This is a genomic window from Mycobacterium sp. IDUB_17, from assembly GCF_055419465.1.
Window position 1 is genome coordinate 1,411,201 of the sequence record NZ_JBVAXS010000001.1, and the last position, 23,155, is coordinate 1,434,355.

General features: G+C 67.7%; 25 protein-coding genes. 15 read left to right on the plus strand and 10 right to left on the minus strand.

Annotation, left to right across the window (positions count from 1 at the left end):
- Nucleotides 1–24: 24 nt before the first annotated feature.
- The 5 genes from lysA to ACZYZ7_RS06780 all read left to right on the plus strand — a co-directional run bounded on the left by lysA (nucleotide 25) and on the right by ACZYZ7_RS06780 (nucleotide 6,092).
- Nucleotides 25–1,299 (plus strand): diaminopimelate decarboxylase, encoded by a 1,275-nt coding sequence (gene lysA / locus ACZYZ7_RS06760; RefSeq protein ID WP_450071693.1) that lies wholly within the window; start codon nucleotides 25–27, stop codon nucleotides 1,297–1,299.
- Nucleotides 1,300–1,332: 33 nt separating this feature from the next.
- Entirely contained in the window at nucleotides 1,333–3,474 is a 2,142-nt protein-coding gene (malQ, locus tag ACZYZ7_RS06765; protein ID WP_450071694.1) for a 4-alpha-glucanotransferase, read from the plus strand.
- A gap of 79 nt (nucleotides 3,475–3,553) precedes the next feature.
- Entirely contained in the window at nucleotides 3,554–3,964 is a 411-nt protein-coding gene (locus ACZYZ7_RS06770; protein ID WP_135455168.1) for a hypothetical protein, read from the plus strand.
- 98 nt (nucleotides 3,965–4,062) lie between these two features.
- Nucleotides 4,063–4,962, plus strand: a complete 900-nt coding sequence (locus tag ACZYZ7_RS06775) for a metal-dependent hydrolase (RefSeq protein WP_135455171.1) — start codon at nucleotides 4,063–4,065, stop codon at nucleotides 4,960–4,962.
- A gap of 11 nt (nucleotides 4,963–4,973) precedes the next feature.
- The gene (locus tag ACZYZ7_RS06780; protein WP_450071695.1) at nucleotides 4,974–6,092 is read left to right on the plus strand and encodes a PDR/VanB family oxidoreductase; all 1,119 of its coding nucleotides are present in this window, start codon (nucleotides 4,974–4,976) and stop codon (nucleotides 6,090–6,092) included.
- A 4-nt stretch (nucleotides 6,093–6,096) separates the two neighbouring features.
- Here ACZYZ7_RS06780 and ACZYZ7_RS06785 read toward each other — a convergent pair whose 3' ends face one another.
- Complete coding sequence (locus ACZYZ7_RS06785) at nucleotides 6,097–6,594, minus strand: NUDIX hydrolase (protein ID WP_450071696.1); 498 nt, start codon at nucleotides 6,592–6,594, stop codon at nucleotides 6,097–6,099.
- Between the two features lie 298 nt (nucleotides 6,595–6,892).
- Between ACZYZ7_RS06785 and ACZYZ7_RS06790 the strand changes: the two genes are divergently transcribed.
- Both ACZYZ7_RS06790 and ACZYZ7_RS06795 read left to right on the plus strand, forming a co-directional pair.
- Nucleotides 6,893–7,192: a hypothetical protein gene (locus ACZYZ7_RS06790; RefSeq protein ID WP_450071697.1), complete on the plus strand. Its 300-nt coding sequence runs from the start codon at nucleotides 6,893–6,895 to the stop codon at nucleotides 7,190–7,192.
- Between the two features lie 101 nt (nucleotides 7,193–7,293).
- Entirely contained in the window at nucleotides 7,294–8,064 is a 771-nt protein-coding gene (locus ACZYZ7_RS06795) for an SGNH/GDSL hydrolase family protein (RefSeq protein WP_450071698.1), read from the plus strand.
- Here ACZYZ7_RS06795 and ACZYZ7_RS06800 read toward each other — a convergent pair.
- From ACZYZ7_RS06800 to ACZYZ7_RS06810, 3 genes are all read right to left on the minus strand, one after another.
- Nucleotides 8,061–8,462, minus strand: a complete 402-nt coding sequence (locus ACZYZ7_RS06800) for a DUF732 domain-containing protein (RefSeq protein WP_450071699.1) — start codon at nucleotides 8,460–8,462, stop codon at nucleotides 8,061–8,063. The two genes, ACZYZ7_RS06795 and ACZYZ7_RS06800, sit on opposite strands and share 4 nt — an antisense overlap.
- A gap of 44 nt (nucleotides 8,463–8,506) precedes the next feature.
- Nucleotides 8,507–9,070, minus strand: coding sequence for a hypothetical protein (locus ACZYZ7_RS06805; protein WP_135455180.1), 564 nt, complete (start codon nucleotides 9,068–9,070; stop codon nucleotides 8,507–8,509).
- Between the two features lie 71 nt (nucleotides 9,071–9,141).
- Complete coding sequence (locus tag ACZYZ7_RS06810) at nucleotides 9,142–9,942, minus strand: ketosteroid isomerase family protein (protein ID WP_450071700.1); 801 nt, start codon at nucleotides 9,940–9,942, stop codon at nucleotides 9,142–9,144.
- 89 nt (nucleotides 9,943–10,031) lie between these two features.
- Between ACZYZ7_RS06810 and ACZYZ7_RS06815 the strand changes: the two genes are divergently transcribed.
- From ACZYZ7_RS06815 to ACZYZ7_RS06825, 3 genes are all read left to right on the plus strand, one after another.
- A complete protein-coding gene (locus tag ACZYZ7_RS06815) occupies nucleotides 10,032–10,418 on the plus strand; it encodes a hypothetical protein (RefSeq protein ID WP_135455184.1) in 387 nt (128 codons plus the stop codon).
- Nucleotides 10,419–10,531: 113 nt separating this feature from the next.
- A complete protein-coding gene (locus ACZYZ7_RS06820) occupies nucleotides 10,532–10,969 on the plus strand; it encodes a hypothetical protein (protein WP_450071701.1) in 438 nt (145 codons plus the stop codon).
- Nucleotides 10,970–11,070: 101 nt separating this feature from the next.
- Nucleotides 11,071–12,741 carry an acyl-CoA synthetase gene (locus ACZYZ7_RS06825; protein ID WP_450071702.1) on the plus strand — a complete coding sequence of 557 codons (1,671 nt, stop codon included), beginning with the start codon at nucleotides 11,071–11,073 and terminating at the stop codon, nucleotides 12,739–12,741.
- A 26-nt stretch (nucleotides 12,742–12,767) separates the two neighbouring features.
- Here the strand turns inward: ACZYZ7_RS06825 and ACZYZ7_RS06830 are convergent, their stop codons facing one another.
- The 3 genes from ACZYZ7_RS06830 to ACZYZ7_RS06840 are packed head-to-tail and all read right to left on the minus strand — an operon-like array spanning nucleotide 12,768 to nucleotide 15,248.
- Nucleotides 12,768–13,226, minus strand: coding sequence for an SRPBCC family protein (locus tag ACZYZ7_RS06830; protein WP_450071703.1), 459 nt, complete (start codon nucleotides 13,224–13,226; stop codon nucleotides 12,768–12,770).
- A 4-nt stretch (nucleotides 13,227–13,230) separates the two neighbouring features.
- Nucleotides 13,231–14,415, minus strand: a complete 1,185-nt coding sequence (locus ACZYZ7_RS06835; protein ID WP_450071704.1) for a cytochrome P450 — start codon at nucleotides 14,413–14,415, stop codon at nucleotides 13,231–13,233.
- Nucleotides 14,412–15,248: a mycofactocin-coupled SDR family oxidoreductase gene (locus ACZYZ7_RS06840; protein WP_463740518.1), complete on the minus strand. Its 837-nt coding sequence runs from the start codon at nucleotides 15,246–15,248 to the stop codon at nucleotides 14,412–14,414. The genes ACZYZ7_RS06835 and ACZYZ7_RS06840 overlap by 4 nt, the downstream gene beginning before the upstream one ends.
- Nucleotides 15,249–15,362: 114 nt before the next feature.
- Here ACZYZ7_RS06840 and ACZYZ7_RS06845 point away from each other — a divergent pair, with 114 nt between their 5' ends.
- The 5 genes from ACZYZ7_RS06845 (at nucleotide 15,363) to ACZYZ7_RS06865 (ending at nucleotide 20,599) form a co-directional block, all read left to right on the plus strand.
- Nucleotides 15,363–15,956: a TetR/AcrR family transcriptional regulator gene (locus ACZYZ7_RS06845; RefSeq protein WP_135455196.1), complete on the plus strand. Its 594-nt coding sequence runs from the start codon at nucleotides 15,363–15,365 to the stop codon at nucleotides 15,954–15,956.
- Complete coding sequence (locus ACZYZ7_RS06850) at nucleotides 15,953–17,473, plus strand: AMP-binding protein (protein ID WP_450071706.1); 1,521 nt, start codon at nucleotides 15,953–15,955, stop codon at nucleotides 17,471–17,473. Before ACZYZ7_RS06845 ends, ACZYZ7_RS06850 begins: the two co-directional genes overlap by 4 nt.
- Before the next feature lie 265 nt (nucleotides 17,474–17,738).
- Nucleotides 17,739–18,260, plus strand: coding sequence for a hypothetical protein (locus ACZYZ7_RS06855; protein ID WP_135460087.1), 522 nt, complete (start codon nucleotides 17,739–17,741; stop codon nucleotides 18,258–18,260).
- A gap of 6 nt (nucleotides 18,261–18,266) precedes the next feature.
- On the plus strand, nucleotides 18,267–19,598 hold the full coding sequence (locus tag ACZYZ7_RS06860) for a Dyp-type peroxidase (RefSeq protein WP_450071707.1): 1,332 nt from the start codon (nucleotides 18,267–18,269) through the stop codon (nucleotides 19,596–19,598).
- The gene (locus ACZYZ7_RS06865; protein WP_450071708.1) at nucleotides 19,595–20,599 is read left to right on the plus strand and encodes a hypothetical protein; all 1,005 of its coding nucleotides are present in this window, start codon (nucleotides 19,595–19,597) and stop codon (nucleotides 20,597–20,599) included. Before ACZYZ7_RS06860 ends, ACZYZ7_RS06865 begins: the two co-directional genes overlap by 4 nt.
- 19 nt (nucleotides 20,600–20,618) lie before the next feature.
- On the opposite strand, the gene ACZYZ7_RS06870 is transcribed toward ACZYZ7_RS06865, so the two are convergent.
- The 3 genes from ACZYZ7_RS06870 to ACZYZ7_RS06880 form a co-directional block, all read right to left on the minus strand.
- The gene (locus ACZYZ7_RS06870) at nucleotides 20,619–21,677 is read right to left on the minus strand and encodes a hypothetical protein (RefSeq protein ID WP_450071709.1); all 1,059 of its coding nucleotides are present in this window, start codon (nucleotides 21,675–21,677) and stop codon (nucleotides 20,619–20,621) included.
- A gap of 123 nt (nucleotides 21,678–21,800) precedes the next feature.
- Nucleotides 21,801–22,301, minus strand: a complete 501-nt coding sequence (locus ACZYZ7_RS06875) for a nuclear transport factor 2 family protein (RefSeq protein WP_450071710.1) — start codon at nucleotides 22,299–22,301, stop codon at nucleotides 21,801–21,803.
- On the minus strand, nucleotides 22,298–23,098 hold the full coding sequence (locus ACZYZ7_RS06880) for an SDR family NAD(P)-dependent oxidoreductase (RefSeq protein ID WP_450071711.1): 801 nt from the start codon (nucleotides 23,096–23,098) through the stop codon (nucleotides 22,298–22,300). Before ACZYZ7_RS06880 ends, ACZYZ7_RS06875 begins: the two co-directional genes overlap by 4 nt.
- Nucleotides 23,099–23,155: the final 57 nt, after the last annotated feature.

A 23,155-nucleotide genomic window follows, 5' to 3' on the forward strand; every position in this document is an offset into this window, starting at 1 on the left:
TCTCGCCAGTGGCACGCTGAACCGGTGACGATCCACAGCGAGACCACCAGCGATCTGATCGGCCTCTTCCCGCCCGGAACCCGGCAGGACGCCGACGGCACCCTGGTGGTCGGCGGCTGCCGGCTGGACGCCATCGCCGAGCAATTCGGTACCCCGGCGATCGTGGTGGACGAGGGCGCCTTGCGGCAGCGGGCCGCCGACTACCTCTCGGCGTTCCGCAGTCGCTGGCCGCGCAGCGATGTCGCGTTCGCGTCGAAGTCCTTCCCGTGCACCGCGGTCCAGCGGGTGATGGCGTCCGAAGGGCTACACCTCGATGTCGCCGGCGGGGGCGAGATCCTGTCGGCACTCAAGGCCGGCGCCGAGCCGGGCCGGCTGGTGCTGCACGGCAACGCCAAGACCGATGAGGAGCTCACCCTGGCCGTCGGGCACGGTGTGGGCCTGGTGGTGGTCGACAACTTCGACGACATCGACCGGCTGGAGCGGATTGTGCCCTCCGGCCACCGACAACCCTGTCTGGTCCGGGTGATTCCGGGCGTCGAGGCCGCCACACACGCCTCGCAGGCCACCGGCCATGCCGGGTCCAAGTTCGGCCTGATGCCCGCGGACGCCCGGGCGGCCATCGCGCGGATCGAGGCCAGCCCGCGGCTACGCCTGGACGGTGTGCACACCCACGTGGGATCGCAACTGCTCAATGTCGAGCAGTTGGCCGCGGCGGTGAAACCGATCGCCGCGCTGGGCACGTTCGAGGTCTACGACCTCGGCGGCGGGCTCGGGGTGCGCTACACCTACGACGAGCACCCGCCGAGCCTGGACGACTATGCCGAGGCGATGGTGGCCCAGGCCCGTGAGCTGTTGCCGCGCGACAGCCGGATCATCGTCGAACCCGGTCGCAGCATGGTGGCGACCAGCGCCTGCACGCTGTACCGCGTCACCACCGTCAAACGCGGGGTGATCACCCACGTGGCGGTGGACGGCGGCATGGGCGACAACCTGGAGGTGTCGCTGACCGGGCAGCGGTTCGAGGCCACCATCGCCGACCGCGTCGGCGGCGGTGAGACGGTCAGCGTCGTCGGCAGGCACTGCGAGTCCGGCGATCAGCTCATCGACGCCGTGGCGCTGCGTGAACCGAAGGTCGGCGATCTGCTGGCGGTGCCGGTCACCGGGGCCTACTGCTACACCATGTCGAATCAGTACAACGGCGCCCGGCGGGTTCCGGTTGTGTTCGCGCACAACGGAATAGCCCGGCTGGTGGTGCGCCGGGACACCTGGGAGGACCTACTGTCCCGCGATGTCGACTGACATGATCGCGTTCTGGGCAGCAAGATTGGCGTCATGAACGAACCGTCCCCGGCCCTGCTGGAGTTGGCTCGCCGCTACGGCGTGGCCGCGGAGTTCGACGACTGGACCGGCCGGCGCACCGCTGTCGCGGAGTCGACACTGGTCGCCGTGCTCGAAGCGCTCGGCGTGCCGGCCGGCACCGAGCGGGAACGCGCCGACGCACTGACCGCGCATGACCGCCAGTACTGGCAACGCCCTCTGCCGCCCATCGTGCTGGGCCGGGCGAGGGAGCCGTCGAGTTTCTGGGTGCATGTCACCCACGGGGACCCGGTCGAGCTCACGCTGTGCCTCGAGGACGGCACCGAACGCAGCGGCCTGCGACAACTGGAGAACAACCGGCCCCCGTACGACCTCGGGGACCGGTTGGTCGGTGAGGCCACGTTCGAGCTGCCGGCGGACCTGCCGCTGGGCTATCACCGGCTGCGGTTGCGGGTCGGTGAGTTCGATAGCGAAACCCCTGTGGTGATCTCCCCCGCCACGATGGAACTGCCCGCCCGGCTGGGCCAACGGCGAGCCTGGGGCCTGGCCGTGCAGCTCTACAGCGTTCGATCTCAAAGCTCCTGGGGCACAGGCGATATCACGGACCTGACCGATCTGGCGGTGTGGTCGGCGGCCGAGCACGGCGCGGGGTTCATCCTGGTCAATCCGCTGCATGCGGCCGCCCCCACCACGCCGATGGAGCCCTCGCCGTATCTGCCCACCTCCCGTCGCTTCGGCAGTCCGCTCTACCTGCGGGCGGAAGCCATCCCGGAGTTCGCCGCGGTTCCGCACCGCGGCCGTATCCGGGCGCTGCGCACCGCACTCAACAAACGTTCCGACCGCCACCCGACCATCGACCGTGATGCGGCCTGGCAGGCCAAACGCACCGCGCTGGAGCAGGTGTACCGGGTCGAACGCTCGGCGGGCCGAGAGGTGGCGTACGCCGCCTACCGGGCCCGGCAGGGCCGCAGCCTCGAAGATTTCGCGATCTGGTGCGCGCTGGCCGAACGGTACGGTGCCGACTGGCACGGCTGGCCCCACGCGTTGCAGCATCCGGCGAACCCTGAAGTCGCCGCATTCGCCGCGGCCAACCCTCAGGCCGTCGACTTCCATCGCTGGCTGCAGTGGGTGCTCGATGATCAGCTCACCGCGGCCCAGGCGACCGCGGTGCAGGCCGGGATGGAACTCGGCATCATGAGCGACCTCGCCGTCGGCGTCGATCCCGACGGTGCCGACGCCTGGGCCCTTCAGGACGTGCTGGCGCTCGGGGTCACGGCGGGCGCACCGCCGGATGAGTTCAACCAGCTCGGGCAGGACTGGTCACAGCCGCCGTGGCGGCCGGACCGCCTCGCCGAGGAGGCGTACGAGCCGTTCCGGGCGGTGGTCAACATGGCGCTCCGGCACGCCGGCGGGGTACGCATCGACCACATCATCGGCATGTTCCGGTTGTGGTGGATCCCGAAGGGGGCCGCACCGACCGAAGGCACCTATGTGCGCTACGACCACGATGCGATGATCGGCATCATCGCGCTCGAGGCGCACCGGGCCGGCGCCCTCGTGGTCGGCGAGGACCTGGGCACCGTCGAGCCGTGGGTGCGTGACTACCTGCGCGAGCGGGGCCTGTTCGGCACCTCGATCCTGTGGTTCGAGTCCGACTGGTCCGGAGGACCGTTACCCGCCGAACACTGGCGCGAGTACTGCCTGTCGTCGGTGACCACCCACGATCTCCCTCCGACGCCCGGATATCTGGCCGGCGAGCACGTGCGGTTGCGGGAACAACTGGGCCTGCTGACCCGGCCGGCCGATCAGGAACTGGCCGCGGATCGCACCGCGCAGGCAGCCTGGCTCGACGAGCTGCGCCGGGTCGGGCTGCTCGGACTCCATCCGGACACCGATCAGGTCGTATCGGCGCTGTACCGCTATCTGGGGCGCACTCCCTCGAAATTGCTGGCTCTGTCGCTGGCCGACGCGGTCGGTGAGGTGCGCACCCAGAATCAGCCCGGCACCACCGACGAATACCCGAACTGGCGGATCCCGCTGGCGGGTCCCGACGGCAGGCGAATTCTGCTCGAGGATGTGTTCGTGGATCCGCGAGCGGCGGCGTTGTGCGACGTGATGTCGGCGATCACCGCCCACCCGACCCGGGACCGGATGTAACGCGCGGGGCGTCTGCTCCGGTTTCACATTCGTCACAGCTGCGATATGTTCGCAAACGCACCCGACTGACGGAGTTCACGTGAAGAAGCTTGTTGCGCTCAGCGGCGGTCTGCTCGCCGCCGGTTCGATCGCCCTGCTGGCCGCAGGCACCGCCACCTCACAGCCGACCGCCTCCTCGGTCAACGTCGTCGGCGAGCCCTATATGAAGGCGCTGGCGATCCTGAAGAGCCAGGGCGTCAGGGCCACCTTCGGCGGTTCCTTCGGCAGCGCCCTGCCGCAGTCCGAGTGCCTGGTCGATTCCCAGAAGATCAACTCCAGCGGCAAGATGATCCTGATGCTCGATTGCAGCGAGGCCGCGGCCCAGCAGGGTGCCGATTCGGCTGTCCCGGGCGGCCCGAGGGTCGGCAGTAACGGTGTGACCACGGTGACGCCGACGCCGGTGGTCCCGATCGCCGGGGCGCCGGGCGCGGGCACCCCGCCGCCGGCCTGATCTGAACCGGGCCCGCCCCGAAAGAGGCAACCCGGTACCGCCGTTCCCACCTAAATCCGTACACTGCTGAGAGTCCACTCATCCCAGGGAGGCTCTCGATGTTGCGTCCGTTGCGGTTCGACCATGAGATCGACCCCGGCCCGGTACAGATCCAGGCCAGGAAGGTGCACTTCGATCTCGACGACATCCCGTTGCACTGGATCCCAGGCCATCCCGTGGCCTCGTCGATGGTGAATCTGTTCAACGTGGTGCTGCCGGTGGCCGAGCACTGGTTCGTCGCGACGTTCAACGAAGCGCTGCCGTATGTGCGCGATCCCAAGCTCGCCGACGACATGCGTGGCTTCATCGGCCAGGAGGCCACCCACGCCGAGACGCACGATCAGGTGCTCGACCAGTTCCTCACCAGCCACGGTGTGGATTACCAGCCGGTGCTGTCCTTGGTGGAGCACGTGTTCACCAAGACGCTGGCGCCGTCGGACTCCCCCGATCCGCGCCGCAGGCTGGCCCATCTGTGCGACCGGCTGTGGCTCATCGCCGCGATCGAGCACTACACCGCGGTGCTGGGGGACTTCGTGCTGAACTGCGCCTGGGAGGACTACGACACCGACCCGACGATGACCGACCTGTTCCGCTGGCACGGCGCCGAGGAGGTCGAACACCGCAGTGTCGCCCACGACGTCGCGGTGTACTTCCAGGACAGCTATTTCAGCCGGGTGCGGGCGATGTCGATCGCCGCGACGGCGGTCTACCTGTTCTTCCAGCGCGGCTGCTGGGCGATGGTCAAGAGCGACCCGACCCTCGACATCGGCTGGTGGCGGATGAACAAGATGCGTATGCGTGATTCCAAGCTCGGGCTGCTGCCGAAGTTCTCCCGGATGTTCGGCTCGAACACCCTGGCCTACTGCCGGCCCGGTTTCTCCCCCGAGGAGATGGGTTCGACGGCCCAGGCTGTCGCGTATCTGGCGAGTTCGCCTGCGGCGCGGGCCGCGCACCTGTGACGGGCTCAGCCATGCCGACGCTGTCACTGATATCCCGATACCGCCGGCTGCCACCGAGCATGTCGGGCCGTTTTCGCCACGATCCGATGCTCGGCGCCGCCGGTGCCGCCATCGCCACCATCTGGACGGTGGGCCGGCTCGTTCGGCGCACCAGTCCGCCGCCACCGGAGCTGGATCGCACGATCGCGCTGACGGTGACGGGCCGGCAGGTGGTGGCCCACGATCAGGACGTCATCGCGCTGACCCTGGCCGCCGCTGACGGCGAGAAGCTGCCGCAGTGGTTTCCGGGTTCGCATATCGACCTGCACCTGGCCAGCGGTCGGGTGCGGCAGTACTCGCTGTGCGGCGATCCGACGGTTACCGACAGTTATCGAATTGCGGTGCGGCGCATCCCCGATGGCGGCGGTGGCTCCGTCGAGGTGCACGACAGCCTGCAGATCGGCAGCCGGGTCAGCACCCACGGCCCACGCAATGCATTCGCCCTAACGGTGCCCGGCTACGGGTCGCCCACCCAGCGGTTCCGCTTCATCGCAGGCGGAATCGGCATCACCCCGATCCTCCCGATGCTCGGGTTGGCGGCGCGGTTGGGTATCGACTGGTCGATGGTCTACGCCGGGCGCAGTCGCGACAGCCTGCCGTTCCTGGACGAGCTCGCCCGGTTCGGCGACCGCATCGAGATCCGCACCGACGATGTCGACGGCCTGCCCAGTGCCGAGGATCTTCTCGGTGACTGCCCCGACGGCACCACGGTGTATGCCTGCGGTCCGGCCCCGATGCTGACCGGAATCCGGGCCGCACTCACGGGCCGGGACGACGTGGAGCTGCATTTCGAAAGATTCGCGGCGCCACCGGTTGTCGACGGTGCCGAGTTCTCGGTGACCATCGCCTCCACCGGCACCTCGGTGACCGTCGGAGCCGACGAGACCCTGCTCGCCGCGTTGGGCCGGGCCGGGGTGAATGCCCCGTACTCATGCCAACAAGGTTTCTGCGGAACGTGCCGGATCCGGGTGACCGACGGGACTGTGCAGCATCGCGATACGTTGTTGACCGACCCCGAGCGCGAAGCGGGCTACCTGCTGACCTGCGTGTCACGGGCCGAGGCCGGGGACCGGCTGACGCTCGATCTCTGAGTCGTCACCCGGCTTCCGGGTGACCCTCTCCGTAGCCGGCCAGCTCGGGCGCGGCCATCAACCGGTCCAACAGGGGACGCTGCCCATTCAGCAGCTTGGCGCGCGCTGTCGCCACCGAAACCCAAGCGACACGGTCGATTTCGGGGAACTCGACGAACCGCCCCGACCCTTTGGGCAACTCCACCGTGAACGTGTTGCTGACGGCCGTGGTGGTGTCGAAGTCCCCGTGCACCGCGAAGGCGGTGACCACCTTGCCGCCCGCCTGGCGTACCGGTTCGAGATCGATGCGCGGGCCTGCGGGTGGCGGGGCACCGAGCTCCTCGGTGAATTCACGTTGGGCCGCCGCCCAGGGATCTTCGCCGTCGTCGTACTCCCCCTTGGGCACCGACCACGCCCCGGCATCCTTGCGGGCCCAGAACGGCCCGCCGGGGTGGGCGATCAGCACCTCGACATCGGTTCCGGTGAAGCGGTACAGCAGCACCCCGGCACTCAGCTTGGCCACGGGTTGCACGCTACGCGGTGACGCCATTCCGGCAACATCGGTGATGCAGACCACTTTGCCAGATGTGCGTAATTCCAGTCACTTCGGCGTCGGCATCACGAACCCCGCCTGGCACCCATCCCCCAATTCCCGAATGTGACGCACCCCTCGTCAAACACTTTCGTACAGCCGGAATTTTATTTGTGAACTGCCGGTTAACTCTTAGGTAACACCTAAGAGAACTTGCTACGGCGCCAACCGACATGCGCTAACGGCGCGCCGCATGCGGCATAACAGAACAAGAAAGAAGGCACCAAAGATGATGAGACTCGGATTTGCTACAGCACTGGTCGGCGCAGCAGCCGCGGCGGTGATCGGCCTGGCCGCGCCCGCCCAAGCCGCACCCACCGGCCCGGGCAATGCCCAGCAGACCATCAGTCAATTGCAGTCGCAGGGCTACAAGGTGATCGTCAACCACGTCGGTTCCACCCCGTTGGACAAGGCCACCGTGGTCGCAGTGCGGCCGGGACAGACCTTCAGCAGGACGGATTCCAGCAGCCCGGGCGGCGATCTGCAGACCACCGTGCTCAACAGGACAGTTTACGTAGATGTGAAGTAAGCCCAAACATTGCGAAACATCAAGGAGGGGCGCCCTTTTCGGGCGCCCCTCCGACGTGTCTGGGTGCAAGGCCCGATCTGGTGCGCGCTAGAGTCCCCAGAGTGCGACGTTTCACCCGGTATGTCGCCCTCGGCGACAGCCAGACCGAAGGACTGTGGGATGGCGACGACACCGTCGGCCTGATGGGTTTCGCCGATCGGCTCGCGGTGCGCCTCGACGGGCTCTACCCGGGGTTGGGTTATGCCAATCTCGCCATTCGCGGCCACCGGATCGGCGATGTACTCCACACGCAGCTGCCCACCGCGATGTCCATGGGGCCCGACCTGGTCACCGTCTGCATCGGGATGAACGATGTGACCCGGCCCGGGCGCACGTTCACTCGGGCGTTGGGCGATCTCGAGCGCGTCTACCGCACGCTCGCGGAATCCGGGGCCACCGTCGTCACGACCACGTTCCCGGACATCACCCAGATCCTGCCCGTCGGCCGACTGCTCGGAAAGCGGGTGGTCCAGATCAACGACGCGATCAACGAGGCCGCCGATCGGTACGGCTTCCACCTTGTGGATCTGTACTCGGCACCCTCGATGCGCGAGCCGGAAACCTGGAGCCCCGACCGGGTACACGGGTCGGCGAAGGGACACCGCCTGTTCGCCGCCGCAGCTGCCGAGGCGCTCGGATTGCCTGGCAGTAACCATGATTGGGCGCTGGCAACCAGCCCCGACCAGACTCAGTCGTTCCGGTCCCGGGCGTACTCACAGGTGCTGTGGACGCAGAACATGCTCATGCCGTGGCTGTGGCGTCACTTTCGCGGGCAGTCCGGCGGCACCGGCCGCTTGCCGCGGCGGCCCGCCCTGATGTACCTGAGTGCCTAACCGAAGCCGAGGATCGACCAGGCGAGATCGGCCGGGCCGCCAGTCAGATTGCCCTCACCGGCCTTGGCCACCATCGCGGGGCAGAACGTCGAGATCGCGATCCCGGTGAACATCGTGGCCGGCCCCAGTGACATCCCGCCGGTATCGGCGACCTTGGCCGCCACATCGGCGGCGTTCTGACCCGGCTCGGCAAGCATCGGGCACACCGACTGCCCGAGCGTGACGGCCTGAGCCGGATCCACCGCGCCCACGCCCGCCTGACTCAGCGCATCGACGAAAGTCTGATCAACCGGATCGGCGTGGGCCGGCGCGGCGATCATCACAGCTGCGACCCCAGTCACCAGCGATGCCCCGACACTCGCGAGCACTCGACTGGACCGGATCACGTTGCGCTGCATGGCTTGAATCCTACGGGCCGTCACGCAGACGGCCCGCCGAGGTGTCAGATCCCGCCCCAGGCCGAGTCGAGTTCCTTCGCGACGTCAATCACCTTGGCCTGCTCGGATTCCGGGCTGTCGATCTCACCTGCCACGTGCGCGGCGATGAACCGTTTGATCTCCGCGTCGACTCCCGCCAGGATGCGCAGCACCTCGGCACGCAACGACTTGGAGGTGACATGGATCGAGATGTCGGACGGCCGCGGCTTCTTGACGTCGAGGATCAGCAGCAGCGGCTCGGCGGCCAACGCCGAGGCGCGCAAGGCGATCTCGCCGAACACCATGAACTTGGGGCGGTCGATGCGCAGGTCGATCACCATGTCGATCTCCAGCGGGATCCGGATGGAGAACGTGATGGTTTCGCCCACGATGCGACTCACCCGGGGCTTCTGGATCTTGACCCGCGCGGTGACCTTGGCGATCTTGCCTGGTCCCTGGCCGATCGGGCCCAGTTCGAACGCGTCGCCGGCGATCGCCCCGATGGCGTCGCCGACCCGGTCCTCGGATACGGCCACCTCGAAGAACCGCCGACCGAATTCCTCGTAGGTGATGTAAGCGTGATCAGCCATGATCCTTCTACGGTCTCACGCCGGGATGTGGGGACGGTGCAGCCGGGCCCGTGTGCGTGTTCATGCCGCGTTCACGTCGCGTCAGCGAAGTACCGCAACCTGGCGACCGCGCGCGGCCCGCTATCCAGATCGGCGATCAGGATGGCCCGGCGGCCGTCGCGGTCCAGCCCGGCCACCAGACTCGACCCGGACGCGATCAGTTTGCGCCAGGACGCGCCGGAGGTGAGTTCCACCAGACCGGACGCACTCAACGGTCCGTCGTCGCCGGCACAGATGACGGTGTCGGCACCCAGCCGCCGTTGTACGGCCACCGCGTCCCCGGCACACAGGTCGTCGAGCAATCCGGCGATCACGCGCTTACCCGCCCGGCCGGCGCCGCCCATCCCCTTGGCGAACCCGAGCGTGCCCGACGGCCCCTGGTTACGCAGCAACGCCACGCTCAGGCGCAGCCCGACCGGCACCGCGCCGAGTCCTGCCCGGGCGAATTGCCCGATCATCGCGGGCAGCTCCCAGTAGGCCTGCAGCTCGGCGATACGCGGCCCGGCCGACGCGGGAACCACCGCGTAGCGCAGGTAAGCGGGGATCCGCATGGTGACCGACGGGCTCATGACGACCTCGAGCTCGAGGTCGCGGATGACCGTCGACCCGCTGACGATATCGACGTCTCGGTGGAAGGTGATGCCGCGCGGGGCGATGAAGGTGTCGTAGAACCGCTCGATCTGCGCGGGCCCGCGGTGTGGCCGTGAACCCACCGGGTCCTCGACCTGTCCGCCCGCAGCGAACAGCCCCACCCATCCCTGCCGGTCGTGCGCACCCGCTGCCTGCGGTGACAACTCGACAGTGGTCAATAGCTCGTCCCGTGTGAAGACCATATGGATCGTTTACCATCCCGCCCGGCCGCGCGTGCGCGCACACTGGTGTTGGACACGTGGGATTACCCACAACCACCGAGGAGAACGCAATGAGTGGCAGTGGACCGTTCGGGTTCGACCCCGAGGACTTCGACCGCGTCGCCCGCGAGGCGGGCGAAGGGTTACGCGATGCCCTCGACGGGTTGGGCAAATTCTTGGGCAACCCCGGTCAGGGCGGCGGCTGGGCAGGACTGCTGGATGAGGTGTCCCGGTTCTCGCGGCCGAGGACACAACCGGAGACCACCGGCGAGAAGGGTGACGGGGTGTGGGCGATCTACACCGTCGACGACGCCGGCGGTGCCCACATCGAGCAGGTGTACGCATGTGAGCTCGACGCCCTGCGGGCCAACGCCGGCAACACCGATCCCACCCGCCGGGTGCGGTTCTTGCCCTACGGCATCGCGGTCAGCGTGCTCGACACCGATACCGGTGAGTAACAACGACCCCAAATGTCGACTGATCGCCTTGGCGACCGGCTAGGCTTCTGGCCCAAAGTCAACGAACTGGCCAGCCTGATGCGACTGGCGGTCGGCAATGCTGAGGGTGGAACATGATTCGCGAACTCTTCGCCACGACGGCGGTCGCCGCGGCGGCACTGGCAACAGCGATCTCGGCAGCGCCGGGCGCCATGGCCGACGACGGCAGCAACATGTATCCCGACAATCCAGGCCGCTACCCCACCGATGTCCCGGGGATGAGCTACGAGGCTTCCAACGGTGCTCCCTGCTACAGCTGGGAGCGCAACGTGTTCGGCCGCGGCCCGGGCGGCACCGCCATGCAGTGCAAGTGGATTCCCAACCAGTGGCCACCGGTCTACACCGGCTTCTGGACCTACGCCTACCCGTTGAACGGCGTGCAGGAGATCGGGTCGCCGTGCCCGGGGCCGCAGGAGGCCGCTCAGTCGCCTGACGGCCGGCCGATGCTGTGCCTCGGACCGCAAGGGTGGCAGCCCGGTGTGCTGACCGGAGACGGGTTCTTCCCGGTCTGACGGGTACCTTCGCGAGCTGAGGCGCGCGTCACATCCCCCCGGCCATACAGCCGGGTGGTGCATGTATGGTCGTGGGGCCCGAATCCGTGACCAGGAGTGCCATGAGCGACGTCAAGTTCGACCTGTCCACAGTGTTCTCCACGGTGGCCAAAGCCGTGCCCGATCAGACCTTCCTGGTGTGGCGGGACCGCCGCTTGAGCTACGCCGAGTTCGACGCGCGCGTCGACGGCTTCGCCCACTATCTGGTGTCGGCCGGCCTCGGCACGCACACCGAGCGGGATGGGTTGGCCGGGCACGAATCAGGTCAGGACCACCTCGGCATCTACCTGCGCAACGGCAACGAGTACCTCGAGTCGATGATCGGCAGCTACCGCGCCCGGGTGGCACCGTTCAACGTCAGCTACCGCTACGTGGAGGAAGAACTCCTCTACCTGCTGAAGGATTCGAACGCCCGGGCAGTCATCTACAACGCCGAGTTCGCGCCCAGGGTGGCCGCGATCCGCGACCAGCTGCCGAATCTGCGGGTGCTCATCCAGGTCGCCGACGAATCGGGCAACGAACTGCTGCCGGGCGCCGTCGATTACGAGACGGTCCTGAAAACTCCTGCGCCACAGGCGGGAATGCCGACCCCGTCGGGCGATGATCTCTACGTCCTCTACACCGGCGGCACCACGGGCATGCCCAAGGGCGTGCTGTGGCGCCAGCACGACATCTTCCTGTCCTCTATGGGTGGCCGGCCGTTCGGCAGCGACACCTTCATCGCGTCGTACGAGGAACTCGCCGAGCGTGCCCGCACCGCGGGTGGCGGCTTGTCGCTGCTGATGATCCCGCCGTTCATGCACGGCGCCGCCCAGTGGGCCGCCTACAACGCCATCACCATGGGCGGAAAGCTCGTCATCCCCGACGATGTGGTCCGCATGCGCCCCGACAACGTGCTGACACTCGCTGCGCGCGAACGGGTGCTCAGTATCCCCGTCGTCGGCGACGCGATCGCCCGGCCGCTGATCGACGAGATCGAGAAGGGCGACTACGACCTGTCCGGTCTGTTCACGATCAGCAACGGTGGCGCGCCGCTCTCGCCGACCGTGCGCGAGCGAATCCTGGCCGCACTGCCACATCTCATGCTGATCGACGCGGTGGGCGCCTCGGAGTCCGGCGCACAGATGAGCACCGCGTCGACCGCGGGCACCGAGTCCGAGGCGGCCACCTTCAACGCCCAGTCCGATACCGCGGTGGTCGCCGAGGATATGTCCCGAGTGCTCGGCCCCGGCGAAGGCGGCGGCTGGCTGGCGCGGCGCGACCTGATCCCGCTGGGCTACCTGGGCGACGAGGCCAAGACCGCACGCACCTTCCCCACCATCGACGGAGTGCGCTGGTCGGTTCCGGGTGACCGGGCAAACGTCTTGGAAGACGGACGGATTCAGCTGCTGGGCCGCGATTCTGTCACCATCAACTCCGGCGGCGAGAAGATCTTCGTCGAGGAGGTCGAGCGGGCCATCGCCGCGCACCCCGCCGTCTACGACGTGGTCGTGGTCGGCCGCCCCTCGGAGCGTTGGGGCAACGAGGTCGTGGCGGTCGTCCAGTTCGCCGAAGGCGCCTCGGCCACCGATGAGGAACTCGTGGCGGTGTGTGAGCGTGCGATCGCGCGCTACAAGATCCCGAAGGCCTTCGTCCGGTCACCCCAGATCGTGCGCTCCCCCGCCGGCAAGGCCGACTACCGCTGGGCGAAGTCGGTGGCCACCGAGCACGCCGAGGCGGTCGCCACCTCGTAGTCCGAGTAGTCCCTTTCGCGAACCGCTCAGACCGCGAACAGTTTCCCGATCGCCGCGAGCATCGTGGCGTGGGCGTCCACCGCCTGCTCCACGGTGATCGCCAACAACGGCCTGGGCGCGGCAATGGTCAGCTCCTCGGTGATCCGGGTTCCGGTCTCTGTTGCCGCGAAGTCCACTTGGCTGTCCAGTTGCACCTGCGGGAACTGCCGAGCCTGCGCGGTCACCGCGCCTGCGGTGGGAACGATGAGCCGTGTCCGGTAGGTGATCGGAAGTGCAAACGGCCCCAATGGGATTCGATCGCGGATCTGATAGTCCTGCTGATACCCGTCGGCCAGGTCCACCCGGGACGTGCTGCGCACCCACTGCACGAGCGGGTGCACCTGCGAGATGTTGTCCAGGTCGACGTAGAGGGCCCGCACCTGCTCGGGTGGTGCGGGCACCTCACCGCTGACGCTGCGCCGGGCCCGTCCGATCCAGATGTTCACGTGCTCAGTTCACCACAAGGCGCAGTTGCTCCCAGCCGCGCACCGTGGAGGTCGGAGCGAGTTGCGCACTGTCGTAGTCGATCTCCCACTCGGGGAAGCGGTTGAGCAGCTCGTCGAGCGCGACGCGACCTTCCAGCCGGGCCAGGTTGGCACCCAGGCAGTAGTGCAACCCCTTGCCGAAGGTCAGGTGACTGATGTTGTCACGGTGGATGTCGAAGGTATCGGGGTTGCGGTAGCGACGCGGGTCGCGGTTTGCGGCCCCGAACAACAGCAGCATCGCGCTCCCGGCCGGCACCGTGGTGCCGTCGTACTCGAAATCCCTTGCCAACCAACGTGCCACGTGCGGTCCGGTTGGTTCGAAGCGGAGTGTCTCGTCGACCGCTCGGGTCAGCAGTGAGCGGTCCTGGGTCACCTCGCGACGCTGGTCGGGGTGTTCGGCGAGCACTTTCGCCAGCCAGCCGATGAGCCGGCCGGTGGTCTCGTTGCCCGCCCCGGCCACCACCTGGGTGTAGTGCAGGACCTCTTTGCGCTCAAGCTTGCGGGTGACACCGAACTGGTCGGTGAACTCGACGTTGAGCAGCGCCGTCATCAGGTCGTCGGAGGGGTTGTTGGCCCGCCACTCGACGTAGTCGGCGTAGATCCGGCCGTCGGCGATACGGTCGGCCTGGACGACCTTCATCGGCGCGCCGGGCCTGGTGCGCAGATTGGCGTCGTTGGCATCCCGAACCTCGATCTGCTCGGATTCCGGTATACCGAGCAGCATTCCGATCACCCGCATCGGCATCATCGAGGCCAGTTCGGCGATGATGTCGAATCCGCTCGAGCCGACCAGCGGGTCCAGACAGCGCACGCAGAACTGCCGGATCTGATCCTCGATCTCGGCCATCCGCCGCGGCGTGAACACCCGCGACATCAGCCCGCGCAACAGGGTGTGCATGGGCGGGTCTTCGAACATCATCACGCCCGGGGGCATGTCGAAATCGGACTTGACCAGTTCGAGGATGTCACTTCGGCTGTTGGAAAAGGTTTCCCAGTCCGACAACGCCTTTTCGACATCGGCGTGCCGCGACAACGCCCAGAAGTCGTAGCGCTCGTTGTGATAGATCGGCGCCTCGTCGCGCAGGCGGGCGTACACCGGATACGGGTCGGCGACGATGCCGACGTCGTACGGGTCGTAATAGACGGTCATTTCAGGCAGCTGCCGGCATCGACGGGCAGGGTGACCCCGGTGATGTACCGGGCTTCGTCCGACGCCAGGAACAGCACCGCATTGCTGATGTCCTCGGGCGTGACCCACGGGATCGGCAGCATGTGGAAGGTCTGGCAGATCGGCGCCAGATCGTCGGGTCCGGGATTCTCCAGATCCGGCCGGAACATGCGGTAGGTCTTCTCGTTCATCAGCATCGGGCTGTTGACGTGGGTCGGATGCACGGAGTTCACCCGGATCGAATGCGGGCCCAGCTCGACCGCGAAGCTGCGCATCAGGCCGACCACGCCGTGCTTGGCCGCGACATAGTGCCCCGTGAACGGGTAGGCCTTCGACCCGGCCACCGAACTGGTCAGGATGATCGAACCGCCGCGCCCACCCGCGAGCATGTGGGGCACACCGGCTTTCACCGTCTTCCACACCCCGCTCAGGTTGACGTCGATCATCTCCTGCCAGAGGTCCTCGTCCATCCGGTCCAGCTTCACCCCGGTGGTGCCGATGCCCGCGTTGGCCGCGATGATGTCGAGCCGGCCCAGCTGCTCGACGCCGCTGTCGACCGCTGTCTTGAGTGCGCTGAAATCGCGCACGTCGACCTCGGCGGTGACGATGCGTCGGCCCAGGTTCTTGACCAGATCGGCGGTCTCGGCGAGGTCCTCGGCCGTGGCGCCCGATGCCGGTGACCGGTCGAAGGTCGCGCAGATGTCCACGGCGATGATGTCGGCGCCCTCGGCTGCCAGCCGCACGGCATGGCTGCGCCCCTGCCCGCGTGCCGCCCCGGTGATCAGTGCAACCTTGCCGTCGACCCGTCCTGTCATTGCCCACCTTCGTTGCCGGGGCAGGTGCCACCGCACTGCCGAGATTGGGCGATCGCCCAATAATTACACTCAGGCCATGTCTAGCAGTCGTCGCCGCGCATGGTCAAGGGTGCGATGAGTACGCAAAAGGCCCCTTCCGGACGCGATTCGACCACCCGACGAGCGCTGATCCGGGCCACCGCCCAGGTCATGCTCGAAGAGGGATACGCCGCGGCGACGTCGCGGCGGGTGGCCGCGAAGGCCGGGGTCAAGCCCGCACTCGTGCACTACTACTTCCCCAGCATGGACGACCTGTTCGTGGCGGTGTTGCAGGCCGGCGCCGAGACGAACCTGAGCACCCAGCAGGAGGCGTTCGCCGAGGACTCCCCGCTGCACGCGCTGTGGGAACTCAACAGCGCGCAGGGTGCGGCGCTGTGGATGGAGTTCATGGCGCTGGCCAACCACCGCAAGGCCATCCGCAGCGAGATCGCCGGCTACGCCGACCGGTTCCGTGACCTTGAGGAGTCGGCGATGGCCTCGGCGCTGCGGGCCCACGGCGTCGACACCGACGAGTTCCCACCCGTGGTGATGTCGATGATCGTGGCGAGCCTGGCGCGCATCCTGGTGCTCGAGCAGGGCCTGGGCATCAGCCGCGGCCACAGGCAGGCACAGGATTTCGTGCGGCGATATCTGGACCGGTTCGAACTCCCCCCGGGTGGCCCGGCATGACCCTTCTGCATGAGTTGATCTCGGCGGCGGCCGCCGGTGCGCCTCAGCGCCGGGCCGTGGTGACCGACGACGGCACCACCGCGACATTCGCCGAGTTCGATCGCCAGATCCGTGGTGTCGCAGGCTGGGTGGCCGCCCGGACCGCCCCGGGCGACCGGGTCGCCGTGGTCGCCGACAACAGCGCGGCCTACGCCCAGCTGTATTACGCCGTACCGCGCAGTGGACGCGTACTGACGCTGATCAATCAGCGTCTCAGCCCGGCCGAGCAAGCCGCGCAGTTGGCCACCGCCGCGCCCGCCCTGTTGCTCGGCGACGAGCGCTATCTGTCGGCCCTGGCGGGCACCGGCGCTCCCGTCGAGCAGGCAATCGCGTTCGAAGACGAGCGGTGGCGGACCGCCCCCGCGGCCGATCTCCCCTGCCCTGAGGTCACGAACCCCGACGATCCGGCCTGGCTGTTGTTCACCAGCGGATCCACCGGTATTCCGAAAGCTGTTGTGCACAGCCACCGTTCGATCCTCACAGCGGTATGGGGGTCGGTCGAGGGCCGCTCCGTGCAGCCCGGCGGGGTGTATCTGCTGCCGTTCCCGATGTGTCACATCGCCGGATACAACATGCTGGTCCAGCATGCGGTCGCCGCCACCGTCGTGCTGTGCGCACAGTTCCGCCCGGAGGGTTTCGCACAGCTCGTCCGCATGCACGGGGTGACCTCGTGCTCGCTGGCGCCGACGATGCTGCACTCGCTGCTCGGCCATCTGAGCCGCACCGGGACCGAGTTGCCGAGCCTCCGGGCGATCGCCTACGGATCGGCCGCGATGCCGCTGGATCTGCTGCGCCGGGCCATCGAGATACTCGGGGTGGACTTCCACCAGGGCTACGGGATGACCGAAACCGGTGGGAACATCACGTTTCTCGGTCCCGACGACCATCGGGCCGGAGCCGCGGGGCGACCCGAGTTGCTCACGAGCGCCGGCTATCCGCACCGGGACGTCGAGATCGGGATCGCCGGCCCCACCGGCGGACTGCTGCCGTCCGGACAGGTCGGCGAGATCGTGGTGCGCGGCGCGCAGGTGACCCCCGGATACTGGCCCGACGGTGTGACTACCGAAGACGGTTGGCTGCACACCGGCGACATGGGCCGCACCGACGCCGACGGCCGACTGTTCGTGGTCGACCGGCTCAAGGACATCATCGTCACCGGCGGCGAGAACGTGTCGTCACGGGAAGTCGAGGATGTGTTGTCGGGCCACCCCGCGGTAGACCAGGTGGCCGTGGTCGCCGTCCCCGACGACTACTGGGGCGAGGCGGTGTGCGCGGTCATCGTCCTGGTGCAGGGACACCGACCTACTGCCGACGAGCTCGTCGACCACGTCCGGACAGAGATCGCGGGTTTCAAACGACCGCGGGTGGTGCTGTTCACCGACGCGCTACCGCTGACCGGCAACGGGAAGGTCGCCAAGGACCAGGTTCGCACCTTCGCTCGCGCTGCCGTGGACCGGCGCGGCGCCCAGGACGCGTAACAGATCGGGCCGCTGCCCAACCTCTGGCGCCCTGTCACTCGGGACGGTCGTGGCCTACCCCTCGAACGGCCCCGACACAGCGGACAATACGCCCGGTACGCGTGTTATCCAGGTTTTCTGAGAAATGCCCCGTCAAATTTAATGACCCGTCAACATATTCGCCGTTGGCGGGCCCCCGGCAGTGCTAGCGTTCCGCGTTATCTGAGATCGCATAGGGGGTCCCAAATTGACTGCCACAAATCCTGACTGGACCAAACCGGCTGCGATGGCCATCCCGCCGGAGGGGTACTTCGAACTCGAGGAGGGCCGCTACGGGCCCACCTACCCGAGAACTCCTGCCTGCCACGGCTTTTCCATCATCGCGAAGGTAAAAGAAGGCCGTGAAGAGGTGGTGCGCGCATACGGCAAGCAGATCGAGGAGGCGATCGCAGCCAGCCCGGACGTGCTGGCGCCGCTGCGGCTGCATTATTTGCGTTGGGTACTTTTCGACGTCGGCTCGGGACTGCATTTCCAATATCAGGGCATCTTCGACACCGACTTCGACAAGTACACCGAGGACGCGGTGCAATTGTTCAGCGCCACCGGCATCACCACCGTGTTCACCAATCTGGAGGGGTTCCCCGAGGACTGGAAGGAGAACCCCCAGGCATTCATCGAGTTCGTCCGGGCCCATCAGGTCCCGAGCTTCCTGGAGTACGGCGAATACCCGTACGTGACTGCCGACGAGATCAAGAAAGCACTGCGGCTCAAGGCCGCCTTCTCCACCATGCTCGATCAGATGCAGTAGCCGGCCGTGCTCGAGTTCGACGAGATCCAGCACATCCTGCTGACCCGTACCCCGGCCATCACCGGGCGCTACGAGTTCCTGACCTTCGACACCCCGGAAGGCGGCCGGGCCTGGCTCACCGAGCTGCTGGACAAGGTGCAGTCTGCGTCGGACGCGATGTCCACCATGGACGAATCCGACCGGTGGGTGACGCTGGCGTTCACCTGGACCGGACTGCGGGCACTCGGTGTCGGTGAGGAGTCGTTGGCCACGTTCCCGGATGCGTTCCGGCAAGGCATGGCGCAGCGTGCCACGATCCTTGGCGATACCGGCGAGGCGGCTCCCGAACACTGGTTGGGCGGTCTGGCCGGGGAGGATCTGCATGCGATCGCCATCCTGTTCTCCCGTACCGACGAGCAGTTCCACCGCTCCATCGAGGAGCACGACAAACTCCTGGACCGAACCGCCGGGGTGCGGAGCCTGTCCTATCTGGACCTGAACGCAACCCCGCCGTTCAACTATGCCCACGACCACTTCGGGTTCCGTGACCGGTTGTCCCAGCCGGTCATGAAGGGTACCGGGGAGGAGCCGACGCCGGGTTCAGGTGACCCGCTGGAGCCCGGTGAGTTCATCCTCGGCTATCCCGATGAGGATGGATCTATCCCCAATCTGCCGGAACCGGAAGTGCTTTCACGCAACGGCAGTTACATGGCCTACCGCCGGCTCGAGGAGCACGTCGGGTTGTTTCGGGACTACCTTCGCGAGCGGTCGGATTCGCCGGAGGCCGAGGAGCTGCTGGCCGCGAAGTTCATGGGCCGGTGGCGCAGCGGCGCTCCCCTGGTGCTGGCACCCGAGCACGATGATCCCGAGCTGGGCGCAGATCCCATGCGCAACAACGATTTCAACTACAGGGAGATGGACCCCTTCGGCTATGCCTGCCCGCTGGGGTCGCATGCGCGCCGGCTCAACCCACGGGACACCGCGCACTACATGAACCGGCGCCGGATGATCCGGCGCGGCGCCACGTACGGTCCGGCCCTGCCCGACGGTGCACCCGATGACGGAGCGGATCGCGGCATCGCCGCGTTCATCATCTGCGCCGACCTGGTGCGCCAGTTCGAATTCGCGCAGAACGTCTGGATCAACGACAAGACGTTCCACGAACTGGGCAATGAGCACGACCCGATCTGCGGCACCCAGGACGGAACCCTGGACTTCACCATCCCCAAGCGGCCGATACGCAAGGTGCACAAGGGAATTCCGGCGTTCACCACACTCCGGGGTGGCGCCTACTTCTTCCTGCCGGGCATGTCGGCGCTACGGTTTCTGGCCACCGCGGGTGGGGAGGCAGCCTCATGACCGGTGCCCGCACCTACAACCAGACGCATGTTCCGCGCCGGCACGACGGACGCCGCCGGATCAGCATCTACTGGACGTGGAGCTACCCGTGGGAAGCCCAGCGCGATCCGGCGGCCATGGAGAACCGGTTCTCCACGATGACCGAGGTCCGCAATGTGCTGTGGCCGGCTTACGAGACACCGGAATACGATGCCGCCGCCTTCCTGCAGGGCATCGCCGGCACGCTGGAGTTGTTCCACCGTTCGACGCTGGCTTTCCAGGAGTTGGCCGGTGACGTCACCGGGCATCCGGTGGCAGTGTTCCAGCGGATCGATCAGGCCGGATACCGCCTTCCGATCGATGAGCGGGTGCTCGACGATTGCGACACCCTGATGGTGTTCGGCCTCGACCACATCCTGTCCGAACAAGAGGCCGACCCGGCCGAGGTCGCGGCGATCCGCCGCTGGCTGCAGCGTGAGGGCACCTGCCTGCTCCTGGCGCCGCATCACGATGTCGGTGACACCGACGACTACGCCCGGCGCCAGGTGGAGTACCTGCATCACGGCGATCCGCTGGTGCCGCGGCAACAGCGCTTCGGGCAGTACACCCGCTCGCTGATGGCGGCGCTGGACGTCCCGGTGCACAACGTCTGGGGATTGCGCCCGGCAGTCGTGGAAGGCACCACCGAGATCGCGCCGTTGACGGCACTTCGCGATCTGGACTCCCCCGGACTGCTTGCCGATGTCACCACCTTCAACTTTCACCCGCACCTGCCGCATTACGAACTGACCGCGCCGGAAGGCGCTGCGCTGCGGGTGCTGGGGCGCCAACTGGTCGACCCCAACCGGCCGCATCCGTTCACCGAGGCGGGCAACTCCGAGTTCAACGCGCTGATCTGGATGCCGCCGGCGGCCGGCCGGGCCGGCGACATCGTGCTGGTCGATTCCACCAATTTCACGACGTTGTTCGGCGGCACCGACAGCCTCAGGCATTTCTGGAACAACCTGGCGACCATGCCGTGATTCGGGCGGCGGCTCCCCGCTAGGGCATCGCGCCGAGGAACCACAGGTCCGCTGGTGCGGGTGCGGGTGCGGGTGCGGGTGCCGGTGCGGGCAGTGGCACTGACGCGGGGCCGGGCGCCGGGTCTGTCGCAAGGTGCGGCTCGACCGCTGGTGGCCCGACGATCGGCCCGGTGACCGTCGCCGGGATGTGCTGCACCGGAGCGGCGCTCACTGGAACGGCAACCGGGACCGGCTGCTGGAGCTGCCTCGGGTCGACCGGCACCTGCGCGACGACCGGCACCGCCCCATGCGCCACCGGAATCGCTTGGGGTGCAGCGTTTTCCGCCGCAGCGACAGGCTGGACGGCCACCGCGGGCGGGGCGATTTCCGCCGACAGCGTCGACACCAACGGTTCGGCCGGTTCGGTGATCGGTGTCCGGGCGGCCCGCTCAGCCACGGGCTGCTCGTCGGGCAGCGCCACCGATCGTGCTGCCTCGCGCGGAGTGATCACGGTGACGAGCTGCGGTTCTGCGGCCGCAGAAATGTCAGCATCGTCGGTGGCCGGGACCGGTACCGGTTCGACGTACTGCGATCCCACTGTGAGCAGCCCCGTGGCAACCGCCGCTGCCGTGGCGGCCAGGGCGCGCGCGGCGGCGTACCTGCGGGGCGCCGGAGGCCGGACCGCGACCGGCCTGGGCGCCCTGACAACCGCGTTTGTCGCGACGGCCAGTGCTGCGGACCGCGCGGCCCGCAGCTGCGTGTCCGTCCCGGGGTCGTCTGCGTCGGTGGTGTCGGACGAATCGGGGACGAGCCGCACATCGTGGAATCCCGCGGCGGCAAGCAGGTCGAGGAGTTGGACCACGTGATCGTCGGCGACCGGGCCGACGGCCGAGACACCGATCGCGGCCACATCCTGACCGCTGGAGGCGGCGATCGCCTGGGCACTGCGGGCTGCGGCGGCAGCCCGGGCGGTCAGCTGGTCGGCGGAGTCGACATCGAACGCGTCGTCATCGAGCAGGGTCGCGTCCGCGCAGCGGCCGTCGACGAGTGCCCAGGCGATGCCGTGTGGAGTCACCGACAGCCCCAGCACTGCCTTCACCCTGCGACCTCGATTCCCCTCGTGCGGCCGACACCCGACCGCGACGAGCGTAAGTCGCCCCGCCTGCATCGGCATCTCGTAGGAGGGATCGGTAACCGCTTGGGCACCGAGAATTCATCTGGGTCAGATCGCGGGCTCTCCGGCCACGCCGGCGATCAGCAGCCGGTGTGCTGCCGGGTCGCCGTTGAGCAGGCGGCTGGACCGCCGGGTGATCTGCCAGTGCCCTTCTTTGCGGGCCAGTTCGAAGTGATTGGCCGTCGCCCGCCACACCACATATTCACTGGACCCCTCGGGGGTCTCGCGGCGGACGAGCACCAGCGACTCACACACGGCCACCGCGGTGTCGGCGTCGACGGTGACGACGGCGGGGCCGAGAAAGTGACTGCAGCCGGTGGCCACCAGGGCGCGGTGGGATTCCGAGCTGACCATCGCGTGGACGTCTGCCCGGCTGGCCATCGCCCAGCCTTCGACCTCATAGCGACCGTCGGTCGCCCACAGCGCTGCGGTTCCGTCGGCGTCGGCGGCGTCCACGTGCGGGCCGTATGACGCGATCAACCGGGCGATGTCGCGTTCGTCCTCGAGGCGGCGCAGTCGCGCCTCGAGCGCAGCCACCTCGGATGTCATTGCGGCGCCCGCTGATTGATCAGGTTGCGGATGGCGGCATCGGACTTGAGCACCACCTGAGCCCGGTCCGGCGCACTGTTCATCTCGGCGCGTTTGGCGTTGCCGCCTGCCACGTGAACCGGCCCCGCACCGAGGTGGTCCAGCCCTTCCCGGGCCACCTCGGCCGGATCGTTGATCCGCATTCCGGGTGCCTCGAAGTTGAGACCGGCGCGCTCCATCGCCGGGGTGCGGGTCACGCCGAGCACCAGCTCCAGCACGTCGACGTTGTACTCGCGCAACTCCAGCCACAGGCTCTCGGCGAACAGCCGGCCGTACGCCTTCACCCCGCCGTAGACGGTGTGCCGCATCGACCCCGCGTAGCCCGCCAGTGAACCCACCAGCAGGATGCCGCCCCGGCCTCGCGCGGCCATCGGCCGGCCGAAGTGCTGGACCAGCTCCATCATCCTGGTGATGTTGAGGTCGACGACCTTCTGGAAATCGGCCAGCGGCGCGTCCAGGAAACGTTCGCTGCAGGTGTTGGCGCCGGCGTTGTAGATCAGCAAGCCGACCTCCAGGTCGGCGGTCGCATCGGCGATCTCGGAGACCGACGCATCGTCCACCAGATCCACCGCCATCGTGCGCACCCGCACGCCCAGATCCCGGCAGCGCTGCGCGGTGGCTTCCAAGGGGCCTGGCTTACGCGCCAGAAGCACCAGGTTGAACCCGTCTTCGGCGAGCATACGAGCGAACTCTGCGCCGACCCCCTCGGAGCCGCCGGCGATAACAGCCCACGGGCCGTATTTGGGAAGGTCGGTCATGTCTCGGATGCTATCTTTGGCCGCCGAACTGCCCCACGGTCGGGCGGCAAGGAGGCG

What these genes read in the sequence shown, in the direction of transcription:
- ACZYZ7_RS06815 (WP_135455184.1), top strand. Translation starts at nt 10,032, where the DNA reads ATGAGTGGCAGTGGACCGTTCGGGTTCGACCCCGAGGACTTCGACCGC.
- ACZYZ7_RS06825 (WP_450071702.1), top strand. Translation starts at nt 11,071, where the DNA reads ATGAGCGACGTCAAGTTCGACCTGTCCACAGTGTTCTCCACGGTGGCC.
- ACZYZ7_RS06880 (WP_450071711.1), bottom strand. Translation starts at nt 23,098, where the DNA reads ATGACCGACCTTCCCAAATACGGCCCGTGGGCTGTTATCGCCGGCGGC.
- ACZYZ7_RS06805 (WP_135455180.1), bottom strand. Translation starts at nt 9,070, where the DNA reads ATGGCTGATCACGCTTACATCACCTACGAGGAATTCGGTCGGCGGTTC.
- ACZYZ7_RS06845 (WP_135455196.1), top strand. Translation starts at nt 15,363, where the DNA reads ATGAGTACGCAAAAGGCCCCTTCCGGACGCGATTCGACCACCCGACGA.
- ACZYZ7_RS06840 (WP_463740518.1), bottom strand. Translation starts at nt 15,248, where the DNA reads ATGACAGGACGGGTCGACGGCAAGGTTGCACTGATCACCGGGGCGGCA.
- ACZYZ7_RS06835 (WP_450071704.1), bottom strand. Translation starts at nt 14,415, where the DNA reads ATGACCGTCTATTACGACCCGTACGACGTCGGCATCGTCGCCGACCCG.
- ACZYZ7_RS06820 (WP_450071701.1), top strand. Translation starts at nt 10,532, where the DNA reads ATGATTCGCGAACTCTTCGCCACGACGGCGGTCGCCGCGGCGGCACTG.
- ACZYZ7_RS06855 (WP_135460087.1), top strand. Translation starts at nt 17,739, where the DNA reads ATGGCCATCCCGCCGGAGGGGTACTTCGAACTCGAGGAGGGCCGCTAC.
- ACZYZ7_RS06850 (WP_450071706.1), top strand. Translation starts at nt 15,953, where the DNA reads ATGACCCTTCTGCATGAGTTGATCTCGGCGGCGGCCGCCGGTGCGCCT.
- ACZYZ7_RS06790 (WP_450071697.1), top strand. Translation starts at nt 6,893, where the DNA reads ATGATGAGACTCGGATTTGCTACAGCACTGGTCGGCGCAGCAGCCGCG.
- ACZYZ7_RS06780 (WP_450071695.1), top strand. Translation starts at nt 4,974, where the DNA reads ATGCCGACGCTGTCACTGATATCCCGATACCGCCGGCTGCCACCGAGC.
- malQ (WP_450071694.1), top strand. Translation starts at nt 1,333, where the DNA reads ATGAACGAACCGTCCCCGGCCCTGCTGGAGTTGGCTCGCCGCTACGGC.
- ACZYZ7_RS06875 (WP_450071710.1), bottom strand. Translation starts at nt 22,301, where the DNA reads ATGACATCCGAGGTGGCTGCGCTCGAGGCGCGACTGCGCCGCCTCGAG.
- ACZYZ7_RS06865 (WP_450071708.1), top strand. Translation starts at nt 19,595, where the DNA reads ATGACCGGTGCCCGCACCTACAACCAGACGCATGTTCCGCGCCGGCAC.
- ACZYZ7_RS06800 (WP_450071699.1), bottom strand. Translation starts at nt 8,462, where the DNA reads ATGCAGCGCAACGTGATCCGGTCCAGTCGAGTGCTCGCGAGTGTCGGG.
- ACZYZ7_RS06810 (WP_450071700.1), bottom strand. Translation starts at nt 9,942, where the DNA reads ATGGTCTTCACACGGGACGAGCTATTGACCACTGTCGAGTTGTCACCG.
- ACZYZ7_RS06775 (WP_135455171.1), top strand. Translation starts at nt 4,063, where the DNA reads ATGTTGCGTCCGTTGCGGTTCGACCATGAGATCGACCCCGGCCCGGTA.